At 50.8% G+C, this 12,642-nt stretch carries 10 protein-coding genes, 5 pseudogenes and 1 other annotated feature; of the genes and pseudogenes, 11 read left to right on the top strand and 4 right to left on the bottom strand.

Features of this window, described 5'->3' with window-relative positions; all coding sequences use genetic code 11:
* Positions 1-76: 76 nt before the first annotated feature.
* Complete coding sequence (locus M2422_RS22415; RefSeq protein WP_095450889.1) at positions 77-433, bottom strand: hypothetical protein; 357 nt, start codon at positions 431-433, stop codon at positions 77-79.
* A 612-nt stretch (positions 434-1,045) separates the two neighbouring features.
* On the opposite strand from M2422_RS22415, the gene vapB reads away from it, so the two are divergent.
* Both vapB and M2422_RS22405 read left to right on the top strand, forming a co-directional pair.
* On the top strand, positions 1,046-1,276 hold the full coding sequence (vapB, locus tag M2422_RS22410) for a type II toxin-antitoxin system VapB family antitoxin (protein ID WP_259142833.1): 231 nt from the start codon (positions 1,046-1,048) through the stop codon (positions 1,274-1,276).
* Complete coding sequence (locus M2422_RS22405; protein WP_259142831.1) at positions 1,273-1,683, top strand: PIN domain-containing protein; 411 nt, start codon at positions 1,273-1,275, stop codon at positions 1,681-1,683. Before vapB ends, M2422_RS22405 begins: the two co-directional genes overlap by 4 nt.
* Positions 1,684-1,755: 72 nt before the next feature.
* On the opposite strand, the gene M2422_RS22400 is transcribed toward M2422_RS22405, so the two are convergent.
* A protein-coding gene (locus M2422_RS22400; RefSeq protein ID WP_404997319.1) for an IS3 family transposase occupies positions 1,756-2,969 on the bottom strand; the annotation gives its coding sequence in 2 pieces (ribosomal slippage) (positions 1,756-2,681 and positions 2,681-2,969; 1,215 coding nt in all).
* Positions 2,572-2,688 (bottom strand) — a sequence feature (AL1L pseudoknot). Its footprint overlaps the gene before it by 117 nt.
* A 96-nt stretch (positions 2,970-3,065) precedes the next feature.
* On the opposite strand from M2422_RS22400, the pseudogene M2422_RS22395 reads away from it, so the two are divergent.
* Positions 3,066-3,224 (top strand): annotated as a pseudogene (locus M2422_RS22395) (IS66 family transposase); the annotation flags it as partial.
* 341 nt (positions 3,225-3,565) lie between these two features.
* Here M2422_RS22395 and M2422_RS22390 read toward each other — a convergent pair.
* Both M2422_RS22390 and M2422_RS22385 read right to left on the bottom strand, forming a co-directional pair.
* Positions 3,566-4,138 (bottom strand): annotated as a pseudogene (locus M2422_RS22390) (IS6 family transposase).
* A gap of 557 nt (positions 4,139-4,695) precedes the next feature.
* The gene (locus M2422_RS22385; RefSeq protein WP_259142907.1) at positions 4,696-5,559 is read right to left on the bottom strand and encodes a RepB family plasmid replication initiator protein; all 864 of its coding nucleotides are present in this window, start codon (positions 5,557-5,559) and stop codon (positions 4,696-4,698) included.
* Between the two features lie 733 nt (positions 5,560-6,292).
* Between M2422_RS22385 and M2422_RS22380 the strand changes: the two genes are divergently transcribed.
* From M2422_RS22380 to M2422_RS22345, 8 genes and pseudogenes are all read left to right on the top strand, one after another.
* On the top strand, positions 6,293-7,000 hold the full coding sequence (locus M2422_RS22380; protein ID WP_259142828.1) for a helix-turn-helix domain-containing protein: 708 nt from the start codon (positions 6,293-6,295) through the stop codon (positions 6,998-7,000).
* A 140-nt stretch (positions 7,001-7,140) separates the two neighbouring features.
* Positions 7,141-7,512 carry a hypothetical protein gene (locus M2422_RS22375; RefSeq protein ID WP_259142826.1) on the top strand — a complete coding sequence of 124 codons (372 nt, stop codon included), beginning with the start codon at positions 7,141-7,143 and terminating at the stop codon, positions 7,510-7,512.
* A 610-nt stretch (positions 7,513-8,122) separates the two neighbouring features.
* The gene (locus M2422_RS22370; protein WP_259142824.1) at positions 8,123-8,785 is read left to right on the top strand and encodes a helix-turn-helix domain-containing protein; all 663 of its coding nucleotides are present in this window, start codon (positions 8,123-8,125) and stop codon (positions 8,783-8,785) included.
* An 83-nt stretch (positions 8,786-8,868) separates the two neighbouring features.
* Positions 8,869-9,051, top strand: a pseudogene (locus M2422_RS22365) (molecular chaperone); the annotation flags it as partial.
* Between the two features lie 52 nt (positions 9,052-9,103).
* The gene (locus M2422_RS22360; protein ID WP_259142822.1) at positions 9,104-9,706 is read left to right on the top strand and encodes a type 1 fimbrial protein; all 603 of its coding nucleotides are present in this window, start codon (positions 9,104-9,106) and stop codon (positions 9,704-9,706) included.
* A 10-nt stretch (positions 9,707-9,716) separates the two neighbouring features.
* Entirely contained in the window at positions 9,717-10,118 is a 402-nt protein-coding gene (locus M2422_RS22355) for a hypothetical protein (RefSeq protein ID WP_259142820.1), read from the top strand.
* A 1,873-nt stretch (positions 10,119-11,991) separates the two neighbouring features.
* Positions 11,992-12,235, top strand: a pseudogene (locus tag M2422_RS22350) (hypothetical protein); the annotation flags it as partial.
* Positions 12,231-12,466, top strand: a pseudogene (locus M2422_RS22345) (transposase); the annotation flags it as partial. The pseudogenes M2422_RS22350 and M2422_RS22345, both read left to right, overlap by 5 nt.
* Between the last annotated feature and the right edge of the window lie 176 nt (positions 12,467-12,642).

Raw genomic sequence — 12,642 nt, 5'->3', positions numbered from 1 at the left:
GCCCCCCGCTGAATGACTGCCGCCGCACAGCTTACCGGTCTGACCGTTTTTCTTTACTGAGAAATCCCGCCCTTAGTTACCGTTGTTCGATTGCAGCAGCTTTGGCGATCTCATCCACCGCTTCTCTGACCGAAAAGGACAGTCTGTCCTTTGGTGAAAACTGGACCCAGTAGCACATATATGAGCCATAGTTCTGGTCGGTATGACGGGGGTCATAATCTACGCTGAAGGCGTAAATCTCCCGGTTACCTAGCTCCCATTTTGTAAGCTCACAATAGCGGGTATAGAGCTCTCTGAGATCTTCAAATAAATCCCCTTCGCGGATCGGGCCAGATTCCTTCACGACCCCGCACTGATCCATAAAATGACTGACGGCGGCTTTTTTGGATTTGAATTCCTTCTGACCAATCTTCACCGGTATTGAACGTCCCATCCTGATCTCCTTTCTGGTTTGCTGGTAAATAGTCACCAAGGGTAATCATGACGCGCAGCACAATGCGCTGCGCACAGGCCTGCGTCTGTCACAAGGATGATTTTTACGTGCCGTAATTATTAACATGATGATAATAAGTAGGCATATAGAAACTCCGTTAAATTACCGGACGACCGTATCGCTGAGATCCGACTTTCTGCATATTCACAGATTTCCGGAAGTGTACCACGGCGGAGAAATAAGCGCAGCGGCAGTAACCCCGGGGCGGGCCTGGCCGGATCCCCAGTGGCAGACTGCCGTTAAGCCCTCGTCATTCCTCAATATAGGTCATAAAACCGTTTCGTTTCACGGAAATTTTCGGGGGGATTTCTGAAGATCCGGAACTACCTTTTTTCGGATCTCCGCTGAAAAAGAGAGAACTGTGGATATGTGTGACATATCCATATGTCCGGCATCTGCATAGGCCTGACATACACATATCCGCACCATCTGCATATGTTGCATCTATACATATGCTGAGCATCTGCCTATACTGAACACATGCACACACCCGGTGCAATGAACAACATTCCAGATATGCATTACATATCCACACTTACCCGGGAGAGGATCATGAGAACCGTTTCCATTTTTAAAAACGGCAATAACCGCGCCATCCGTCTGCCCCGCGATCTGGATTTTGAGGGGGTGAGCGAGCTGGAGATCGTCCGGGAAGGGGACCGCATCATCCTGCGTCCCGTCCGGCCGACCTGGGGCTCGTTCGCACAGCCCGAAAAAGCCGATCCGGACTTTATGGCGGAGCGCGGGGACGTTGTCAGCGACGAAGGACGGGTTAACCTGTGAACAGGATCTATATGCTCGACACGAACATCTGCTCGTTCATCATGCGCGAGCAGCCTGAAGCGGTGCTGAAGCGCCTGGAGCAGGCGGTGCTTGCCGGCGATCGGATTGTGGTCCCGGCCATCACCTGGGCCGAGATTTCTCTGGCCGCCCGGGAGTCAGGACCAGCTGCTCAGCAGCTGGTGGATGCCTTCGCTGCCCGCCTCGATGCCATCCTGCCCTGGGACCGTGCCGCGGTGGACGCCACCACGGAGATTAGGGTGGCGCTGCACCTCGCCGGCACGCCGATCGGCCCGAATGACGCGGCGATCGCCGGGCACGCTATCGCGGCCGGCGCCGTGCTGGTGACGAATAATACAAGAGAGTTTGAGCGGGTGCCGGATCTGGTGCTTGAAGACTGGATGAAGTAACGGAGTCAGGCCATTATCCGGCGGCCTGACTGAACCGCCCCGGTTTTCCGGGAGAGTATTTTGGTTGGGAACTCAGGCTGCCAGATCCTTATTCCCGATGGAAGCATAATATGCCTGTTCGGCTTCTGCCGGTGGGATATGCCCCAGCCTTTCCAGCAACCGGCGATTGTTGTACCAGTCCACCCACGCCAGCGTCGCCAGCTCAACCTCTGCACGGCTTTTCCCGCTTTGCCTGTGTATCACCTCCGCTTTGTACAGGCCGTTGATGCTTTCGGCCATCGCGTTATCATAAGAGTCACCCGTGCTTCCCGTTGAAGCCAGAAGCTCCGCCTCCTGCAACCGCTGTGTGTATGCCAGCGACACGTACTGTGAACCTTTGTCGCTGTGATGGATGGTGCCTGATGGCCGGCGGGCCCACAGCGCCTGCTCCAGCGCATCCAGCACGAACGTGGTTTCCATCGATGACGACACCCGCCAGCCCACGATGGCTCCGGCGAACACGTCGATGATGAACGCCACATACGCGAAGCCCTGCCAGGTACTCACGTATGTGAAGTCTGCTACCCAAAGCTGATTGGGACGCTCTGCCACGAACTGACGGTTGACCCGGTCGCCTGCCGCAGCTTCTTTCCGGCTGACGGTGGTCCGGACCTTTTTGCCCCGGCGCACCCCGGCAAGCCCCATGGTTTTCATCAGTCGCGCGATGGTGCATCGGGCCACGCTGAAGCCCTCCCGCAGCAGCTGGCGCCAGACCTTGCGAACACTATAGACGCTGTGGTTTTCGTCGTACACGCGCTGTATCTCCTGCTTCAGTTGTTCATCACGCTGGTCGCGATGGCTGCGTCTGTCAGGATGCAGCTGATATCCACGGTGGCGGTAGTATGAAGACGGGGCGATATCCAGCTCATGGCATACCGGTCCGACCCCGTATTCATCGCTCAGGGTATCCACCAGGAGGGCTATTTTTTCCAGAGGCGGTCGAACTCCGCCTTCGCAAAATAAGCTGAGGCCTGTCGCAGGATATCATTGCTGCGCCGTAGCTCGCGGTTCTCCCGCTCCAGCTCTTTCAGACGCTGACGCTCAGTGGTGGTGAGGCCACCATCACCGCCACCGGCATCACGTTCATACTGACGCAGCCAGATACGCAGGGTCTCCGGCGTACAGCCGATTTTAGGGGCGATGGAACTGATGGCCGCCCACTGCGAGTCATAGTCATTCTGGCTTTCAATAACCATACGAACGGCCCGCTGACGAATCTCAGGGGAAAAGCGAGTATTTTTAGTCATCCTGTTTACCTCTCTCAAGGAGATTAGTCTCCAGGATTCCCGGGGCGGTTCAGACAGTAATTAAGCGATGTTATGCATATTCCTTCTGGTGCTAACAGTGATGCTTACCTCAACGAAGACGGGCGCATCATGGAAGCGGCCTGCATGGCGCGTGCCCGGCGAAAAATCCACGTCGTGGATGCCCGCACGCCGACCGACATCACAACCGAAGCCCTGAAGCGTACAGTAAAGCTGTCTACCATCGAGGCGGAGATATAACCGCAGCCGGTAGCCGGCACCTCTCTGCTCCGCTGACAGAACGCAAAAAGTATACGGGGACTCTCTGCTCCCCCGGACACCTGCGTCGTTCTTCAGGGAACACGCAGACAATGACAGAGAATATGTCGGTCTGTGGAGAGCGTTCTTAATGCCATTTCCAGGGAAAAAAAGAACCCCATTCGCCGGTATTTTGTTATATAGCTGTTTCTCAGTTTCTCGCAATCAAACGCATGGATAACGGGCAATGGACTATTTTCTTTTGTGATATAATACACAGACATCACCACTCCTTATGATTCAGGCTCAGCAGAGGGTTCTGCCGGTGGCAATCCATCCCCTTACTGATACTGTTCTTTGCGTATTATGTGGATTAACTCAATACCTGCCAGTATCGTCTGCAACCGGCGAAATAACGTAAATCCCGGCATCAGCTTTATCCGGCGTTTGATATTCCGGAGGTTCTGCTAAACCAGATTGTTCAGATATTTGCTTTGCCTGACGGTGAACATTTCTTCATCAGATTTACCGGCATTAAGTGTGACCAGCGCCGCCGTGTTGGCGCCGCTTTTATCAATGGTCACCACTTCAGGCTCATCGTGGTGTCGGATAGCCTTGCGAAAGAAACGCAGGCTGCTGCGACATCCCGCTTAGCCGTCAGCAGAAAGTCGATGGTCTGGCCTGCCGTATCGACTGCCCGGTACAGATATTTCCGCAGGCCTTTGATTTTGATACAGGTTTCGTCCATTAGCCAGCACCGTACGTGGAATACTCAACGATAATCTCACTCTCTGCGCCATTATCTTCTCCAGATTTTGCAGGCTGAGTGAGTAAGCCAGATACCAGCGAATATCCTGAGCAATAATATCAACAGGATAGTGCAGACGTTTGAAGGCTTTTCGGATCAGCTGCATAGTCAGGTAACCTCGAAAAAAGCAGCATGTTATCTGACGACTTCTTAATGCAGCAGAGCCGTTTCCGGATGACGACAACACACACCTTATCAGTCACAGCCCTGGCTATACTTCGCCACAACAGATGCTGGATCCAGACGTTTATCAAAGCGTTCAAACCGCGCAGCCCCAGCCAGAGTGAACTGAAGCCGAGATCCACTGCCGGTTTCCCTTTCCCCCCAGCGGGCGTGATTGTACCAATTAAATATCCGGCCTTCCCGACAATCAGTATCCACAAAAGGACACTCATTACAATCGGCATATTTCTGATGACTCAGACGCGTTTTCCATCCCGGGCCACTCGGGCATCCACCTCCTACGGAACAGGCTCAGACAGACGAGTGAGAGCGGCGAACCATGCCGGGAGCATGACGATAAAGGGTGCTGCGGCGGGATGTTCCCCCCAGAACAGGCCCCTCATACACGGTCGCGACCAGGGTCCTGTCAGGGGGGGAGAACCCTGCTCACACCCGCCGGGATATTTCTGTAAACGTCTGTCATATCATGGGCTGTGGTACTCATGGCTTCAGGTTCGGATTACGATGGAGTATCCGCAAAAAGGTTTCATATCCTTCTTTTTTAAGAAGATAATCAAGATATCCAATGGCTTTCAGCTTACTCAGAGCCCCTCTGATGACTTTATTCTGATCACTTATCCGGTTCGTTAACATCAGCCGGGCTCGCAGGCGGCTGAAAGAGACATCGGCGGGTTTTTCCGGCAGACTTGCCAGGTATGTATATAGCGCCTGTGCAGCTTCCTGCCGGGGGAGCGCATTGAGGGGTTTTTTGCGTAACAGCGTGAGATAGTCTGCCCGGTACAGCTCCCATAATTTACTGTCAGCCTCTAGCTCTACAGTATCGTCCCCGGCATTGAACCGGCCGGTTTTGAGCAGACCGGTCACATACACACTTTCTGAACCTATCGTGCTGAGCGTAATTGTCTTTCCGCGGATCCTGGTGAGCGAATCCCGGACGCTGACGCGCAGGCGGGAGTCGATGCGCTTCGACGAAATCTGGCAAAACGCGGCGAACTCCCGGAATGACAGCTGAACGGTATTGCCGACAAGACCATAACGGGAAAAGGCATGAATGACCCCCATCCAGACCTTCAGGTCTGTCGAAATATTCAGCCGGGGTCCCGTAATCATGATGTTTGTGTAACCCTCGGATCGGGACAGCTCCAGAGAAGATAATATCTCACTGGCATCAACGACTTCCTCTGGCTGACCGCATTTGTTTGCAGGCACGAAGATCCCCAGTCGCATTAATGCGGCAGGCTGAACACTTGAGCTTCCTGTTACTGTTAGTACTTTTCCATCACCCGTATCAGAACCAGAAATAACATCAGGCAGTAATAAATTGGTTTTATTCGTCTTTTTCATTTTATCCACAGTCATTTCTGTTGGTTTCCCGGGGCAACGGTTTTTCCCGCTACAGCTCCCTTTTCTGCCCGTTACAGCTCCCTTTTTCCCCGTTACAGCTCCCTTTTTTCCCGCTACAGCTCCCTTTTTTCCCGCTACAGCTCCCCGCGACCCGGTTCCAGGCCAGAGATGGCGCGGGCTGTAGCCGACGGGGATCTGTTGGGTTCTATAGGGATCTGTATGGGATCTCTCTGGGATCGGTTAAGCGTATATGTGGATAACTGTGTCTGTCGCCTTCATACCAGACAACAGACTGACGGGACCATATACCGGCGGTGAACAGACATAGCGATGAGTCTGCGCAGACTGAAAAAGGAGCCGGCGGGACGAGTTGATACAAATCAATTTTAATTAACCTTTAAAGAATGAAAATGGTTGATGCAGATCATGATAAACGGATAGATACGGGAATATTTCCGCACTTACTGATATTAGCCTGATATTTCTGTCATCCGGGGCTTTCACACAGACAGTCATATTTCCTGAAAGTCAGGCTACGGTCAGCATGCATAACGGTTCATTCACATTTTATGTTACAAGGGGGAAACAGTGTAAGTAAAAACAAAATCCGGAATAAAAATTATTGCGTATAGTAAAAAGATTATGGATAATTACGATCGCGTCCGTCAAGACCAAGACAGGTCCTTTATATAGGTTTCAGCACACCATGATTTTTATCATTAATGACATACTAATGTTTAATAGTGATACCGGGACACTGTCAACATCAGCCCCGGACAATGACGCCTCCCCGATTGTCCTGACGCTGACGGCATCTCGGCTATTACAACTACTGCTGACACATCAGGGAGAAATACTTTCCAGAGATTTTTTAATGGAAAATGCATGGACAAAATATAACTTTAAACCATCAAACGCCAGTCTGAACAATAACATCGCGATTTTACGAAAATCACTCAACAGCCTTGGTGCCGAAGATGATTTAATTATCACGCACCCTAAAATGGGTATAGAGTTACAGTGCAACATCAGTGTTATTGATGATACCCTCTGTCCCCCTGAAAGATCGAGCATTGCAGGAAGGATAACCCCGAGCGTTATCGTTATTTTTTGTCTTATCACTTTGCTTGCCATTGCAACCCTGTTCATCCGCAGCAAGCCCGGAGACGTCAGCCCTTACAAATCAATCGGAAGGATTGACAGTTGCTCGTTATATCTAATAAGAACATCCAGAGCAGTTTCTCTTGATTTTGTTAAAAAAAACATAGCGAATCTAAACATAAACTGTAAAAACACGATAAAAGATCTTTATTTCGATGTGGATGGCGTGGACCGGGCCAGAGCAAAAAACCTGTTTGTCTTTGCCTGCGTAAGAGCAGAAAAGGATAAGTATGTTTCATGTGAGAATTTTATTCTCTATACCGAGAGATCATCATTATGAAGCAGTTATTCAGAATCAGAAAATTTGCGGTGACGAACCTTATTTTAATCTTGGCATCAGTGTTATCAATCGTACTGTTCATTTACCTGTCTTTTTTTAGGATATTGCCCTCACATATTAAATGTGAGGGCAATGTCACTATGTCTGTGGACTATGAAAATGTAAATGCTTCTGTTGATGCAGCTGTTCAGTTTATCCCGAGGGATAAGCATGAAGGGGTATTAAAAATTACCGGCACCCTGTCCAGAGGAGGGAACACCACAGATATTCATCGTACCTATGCCGTCTGGTTTAACAACATAGATAAATTTAACTATGAAGTAAAAGTAAAAAACGAAATAATTCATCAGGCGGACGGTGTTGCTGACGATTTCTTTTACCATGCTTTTTTCCCTGAAAAGATAGGCGAGCTGTTTATGGTGTCAGTGACAAAAGTGAACGCGAATTCAGTACTGGTTGAAGGACTTGCTTATCCCTATTTTATTTGTGTTCTCGACCGTAACCTTTCCTGACGACAAGCACGTACCTGCTCCCCCTTCCGGAAATCTTCTGCAGGTAACGGCTGTCCGGGCTTCATTATTTTCAGTCTCAGTGTATGCCGGCGTTTACCTCCCCCTCATCAAAACCTTCTGACAGAAACGCTGGCAGTCTGGTATACCGGACTGCTCGTGGCGAAAGTCCCTGGCCAAAAAATCAGACATCCTTCCCTTCCGGTGAGCAGGACTTTCTGAAAACCCTGTCGTCGACGGAACGTGTCGTTACCGTCAGGAAGGCGCCAGCGCCTCTCTGACACATGAATGATCCTGAAACTTACAGCAGCCTGGTGGATAAAATAATTCAATATCAGTCTGCATATTTCCAGGGGGGTATATAACCTGAATTATAATTTTTTATAATTCAATGCATGCACCCACTGGACTGTATTGCGTCCCTTATTTTGCCCTGTGTATTATAGCAGGCATGCAGGTAAGTTTGTGTAATGCAGCCAAAGAGAATTCATATATTATCCAGGGCTGCACAAGTAAAAGATCACGTTCTCCATTCGTTGGAACCGGCTTTATTTTCTGTTAACGTCAACCGGGTCCGGATACGCCTGGGGAGCTTAAATACAGGAATAGTACCATGTCTGTGATGAAATTTTGCTCTTTGACCTTTCCGCTTGATGCTTATGAGACGCTGTACCTCCGCTTTTTACCCTATTTAATCAGAAAGCCTTTAAGCAGGAATGAACGGTGTAAGTTCAGAAGCTCTGAAAACCTGTTCTTTCTGGTTTCCGGGGGGGTTTGTGTGGTCAGTCACGGCTTTTCCAGCGTACTGAAAAGCCCGTTTATCTATGGGCTGGTCGGCTGCCTTGGTTTCAGTTCCGAGCTGCATATCCGGGCATGTCATGACACCGCGTTGTATAGTATTGGCACCCGACAGGCATTGCACATTATCCAGTCAGAAGGATTATGGAGAGAGGTATGCTGTGTTATTACCTACAACAAGATGCTGCTTGATTTTGTTCATTCCAGTATGAGAAATCCTTCTGTATCCGCCCGCTTTCGGATCGCCAAAGCCATTGAAACTATTTTCCATCTTCAAAATAAGCATAATATGAAACCCTTTCTTGCCAAGGAAATTATGTCCCTGACGCTCCTGTCCCGGAGTGTGGTGATGAAAAATTTATCCTTTCTGAAGGAAAGTAATATTATTGATATCAGCAAAGGACACTTAACATGCCTGAATGAAGAAAAACTTAATGATCTTCTCTGGCATCCTGAACCAAAAAATAGATCCTTCTGATAATATTGTGTTTTTCACTACACTGTCGGTTGTCAGTGTAGTGGCTCCTCCCGGACACTGGGCGCCACTCTTTTTAGGAGAGTGGGGTCCGTGACTTTCAACCTCTGATGGTGCCACCAAAGGATAGTTTGCCCCTGGCTGTCACTGTTGCTGAGGCGGGCAGCACCCCTGTCCTGACTTACATCAACGATTACGGGGGACGGGTACCGTTAAGTTTCCGCTGTGGAGGGGGGCACTGCACCGTGGTTCCAGATAAGAAGGCGTAACAGGCCTGGCGCTGCTGGCGCGAATCCGTTTGCGGAGGAGGAAGAGGGGGGAATGAGCATGACACAGACCACAGAAAATGACAGACAACAGCTATTCCGGCAGAAAAATGACGGTACGCGACAACTTTTGATGTTGATCATACATCAGATGTTTATGCTGTGGCGGTCTCCGGTTGTACTGGCTGCATGGCCTGGTAACCTGGATATAGAGGGCGCTCCTGGCATGTTGTATGTCCACGGCACCTTAACGGAAAGTGCCTGCCGGTTGGGGATGAACAGCCTGTACCAGGATATTGTCCTGGAGGACACCGGTAAAGGACAGTTGCAGTATGTCGGGATGCAGGGGACACCGGTCAGGTTTACATTGCGGCTTGAAGACTGCCTGTACAGCCTGGCCGGAAGTAAGGATCCACGCACAGGCTGGCGGATCCGGGATGACTCCACTCCGGCGCTTGTAAAAGCGTCGGGGTTCTCCGGACTGGGGCTGACCACCGCACAGGGCGAGCATGTCCGACCGGGCGACCAGGAGAGGCCGTTATTACTGACACCGGGGCAGAATGTACTGAACTATGTTATCACGCCGGAACAGACATCTGCCGCTCTGGGGGCCGGCAGCTACCGGGCTGTCATTGATTTTTATCTGAGCTATGACTGAGATGATCTCCATGTGGAAAACCACAGTCTGTGGGCGAATGATCCTCGCCTGGTGTGCAGCACTGGCTGCCCTGCCTTTGGTGGCAACCGGTGCCAGCTTCCCTTCCACAAACGTCAGGGTAACGGTGACCGTTGTGACCGCCGCATGCATTCTGGACCCGAATGATACGACGATTTCACTGGATTTAAAAAACATCATAAGCCGGGATTTGCAGACAGGTCGTAAACAACAGAGACAGCCGTTTGTCCTTCACCTGAAGGACTGTGATCCCAGAGTCAAAAACACTGTTGTCGTTACCATGAAGACAGAGAACGAAATTAATGGGCTGATACTCTCATCAGCCAGGGGGATCGCTGTGGGTCTGGAGACGATGGAGGGGACTCCGGTGTCTGTTGACGATCATTTGCTTTAACAACGGGTGATAACGATATCTCGCTGATGGCGTATGTGACCGCCACCAGTAAAGACTTTAGCCTGGGCCCGTTCAGGGCTTCTGCAAGTTTCACACTGAGCTATCCATGACCAGGTGACCGGGATGCTGTCTTTCGCAGGCTCAGCCTGCAAGCTGCCGAAGGCCAGGGAGTGGTTTAGTTCTGGTTACGGCAGACAAACGCTGGTGCAGGTGTCTGGCCTGTATTAAAACGGGTACGTCCGGAAGGTTGCGAGTGTGTCAACCCGGCGGAAGGCCTCTCTGTGGCATATTGCTGACCGCGATACCGGTGAGCGTGATTATTTTCCCCAAACGTGATGATGCTTACGACAGGTGGCGAGAGCATCGCCCCGATTTTTGACCTGGGCGGCTCTGAGACTCATCTGGATAACATCATACTGACGGGAAGAATGGCGCTGCGTTTTGACTGCCCGGGAACAGGTTATCCCTCTGAAGGGCCACGGCGGTCCAGGACTGAGAACAACCATCAGGAAGAAGCGGACCGATGACTCCCGTCAGTGATCAGGTTTGTTCAGGATCAGCATCCATGTTCTGGCGGGCATCAAAGCGCTACGGGATACCGGAAAAACGTCACAGGGAAGCCATCCGGCGATCAGCCGTGGAGATCCCGTTGCCAGGATATTAAATCATTGATCAAAACTGGGAGAAATAAATGCTGTTTCGAAATCGACTGGTTCAGGGGAGGCGAATTCTGACGATGATGCCTCTGCTGATTACAACGGGACTTGTTGTACCGACAGGGGGGCGAATGCAAATGGAGGCAGTGGGGTATGGAATAAAATATCCCGTTCAAGCGTTCAGGGGAAATACCATGGGCCGTCAGGGGGAAGGGTAAATATTACGATCCCTGATATGCCCCTGGGCTGTCTATGGTGGGGCGATTTGTTATGGTTCTGGTCAGTACGTCCCACGCTTTCGGGCCCATCGCGCATTTTATCTTCTGGGGAATGTAACGATAGAGAATTATAACATAAGTCATGGAGATATCAGTAATGACAATGACTGGAGTGCTGTTGGGGGTTATGACGGACTGCGGGTGCTACAGCGCGACATTGCTTCTGATCGGCTGTTAGGGTACGGACCTATGACGTGCAATGAGACGGGGGGGCAACGATGTTTTACGAGGGATATCCGGCGCCAGCACTGCAACTGTCTTTCATGTTACCTCCCCTGACGCCCGGACTTCACACGGGGACTCTTGCCCTGCGTCTTGGGATAGCCTCAGCTGATGATGACACCAATTTTCATTTTATGGAGCCGACTACCAGGGTACTGGGAGGAATTTCAGGGAATGTTTTGGTGGATCTAAACGTGACTGTCACGTCCTCCTGTGGCCTGACCCAGCCTGATATCGTCCTTGATCACGGAACTGTATCATCCAGGGACATCACGACGTCTGTCGCGTCAGCCAGACTCAGCGTCCAGTGTGATGCCGATACGACAGTTTACCTGACAATCAAAGAGCCTGTTGTGAAGATGACCAACGGGCTTGAAAGCAGGCTGACATGGCCCGATGGTATAACCAGACAAGAGATAAAGGCTGTAGCAGGGGTGCCGACGAGTGTGCCACTCCAGTCGGCTCTCCAGACAACGGGAACCATCGCTGCCGGCACTTACTCTGGGTCAACGGTGGTAGAGTTATCGTTTCAGTAATGGAATTCTGATGACAGGTATGCCATGGACAGTGCGGGGGTACTGAAGTACGGACGTGATGATAGCACATGCCTGAACGGGAATTTTGTTTTCAGAAATAGCTTTGCGACACAGAGCCTGCACATAAATTTGTGTAATCGCCTGATTTTGATATGTTCAGTCCAACATTAAAAGCAGATTAATTTATGGACGAAAACAGTTGCAGGCTCTGGCTAATGAACTGGCCAAAAATCTTAAAATACCCGAAGATCTCAGCCTGTTCGTCGCCTGCTGAAAAAAATCAGCGTTGAGACGGCTCTCAACGCCGAAATGACGCACCATCCTGGCTACGATAAAAATCAGTCTATTGCACAAAGACCGTTAGCACAGGCGATGGTGCGCGGGAACTTCGTACCCCACGCGATCGGGACGGCTCCTTCGACCCCCTGTTTCGGCCCGCTGGCTACGAGTCTTCTTTCCACCCAACCGGGTGACGGAAAACAATATGGTAGCAGCCGGGATTTTGCTGTCTCAACAGGTCTGGTTCCGCATCAGTACAACTCTGGAGGGAGGGCTATCCTGCAGGGCAACAGTAAGCGGGGAAATAAAAGGCTGCGGGCTTGCTGGTTCAGTGCGACCGTGTATATTTGAGAATGCCGGAGAATCGGACTGGCAAACAAACTTCCCAGAACAGCCCGGGCGATGGCAACCCGACAGCTGTCCTTTGAGGTATAATTAACGTATCTGTTTACATTTATGAGCAGCGGCTTACTTTGTTTTTGCGAATGCTGGTCACTGATGATATTAACGTCTAACCGGCCTGACGAAAAACCTGTGGTCAGGAATTGCAGTT

This window comes from Enterobacter sp. SLBN-59 (assembly GCF_024807915.1).
GTDB lineage: Bacteria > Pseudomonadota > Gammaproteobacteria > Enterobacterales > Enterobacteriaceae > Enterobacter > Enterobacter asburiae_B.
The sequence above is the reverse complement of the archived record's forward strand: the minus strand, read 5'-3'. Positions and strand labels throughout refer to the sequence as shown.

What these genes read in the sequence shown, in the direction of transcription:
- M2422_RS22415 (WP_095450889.1), bottom strand. Translation starts at nt 433, where the DNA reads ATGGGACGTTCAATACCGGTGAAGATTGGTCAGAAGGAATTCAAATCC.
- vapB (WP_259142833.1), top strand. Translation starts at nt 1,046, where the DNA reads ATGAGAACCGTTTCCATTTTTAAAAACGGCAATAACCGCGCCATCCGT.
- M2422_RS22385 (WP_259142907.1), bottom strand. Translation starts at nt 5,559, where the DNA reads ATGAAAAAGACGAATAAAACCAATTTATTACTGCCTGATGTTATTTCT.
- M2422_RS22380 (WP_259142828.1), top strand. Translation starts at nt 6,293, where the DNA reads ATGTTTAATAGTGATACCGGGACACTGTCAACATCAGCCCCGGACAAT.
- M2422_RS22375 (WP_259142826.1), top strand. Translation starts at nt 7,141, where the DNA reads ATGTCTGTGGACTATGAAAATGTAAATGCTTCTGTTGATGCAGCTGTT.
- M2422_RS22370 (WP_259142824.1), top strand. Translation starts at nt 8,123, where the DNA reads ATGTCTGTGATGAAATTTTGCTCTTTGACCTTTCCGCTTGATGCTTAT.
- M2422_RS22360 (WP_259142822.1), top strand. Translation starts at nt 9,104, where the DNA reads ATGAGCATGACACAGACCACAGAAAATGACAGACAACAGCTATTCCGG.
- M2422_RS22355 (WP_259142820.1), top strand. Translation starts at nt 9,717, where the DNA reads ATGTGGAAAACCACAGTCTGTGGGCGAATGATCCTCGCCTGGTGTGCA.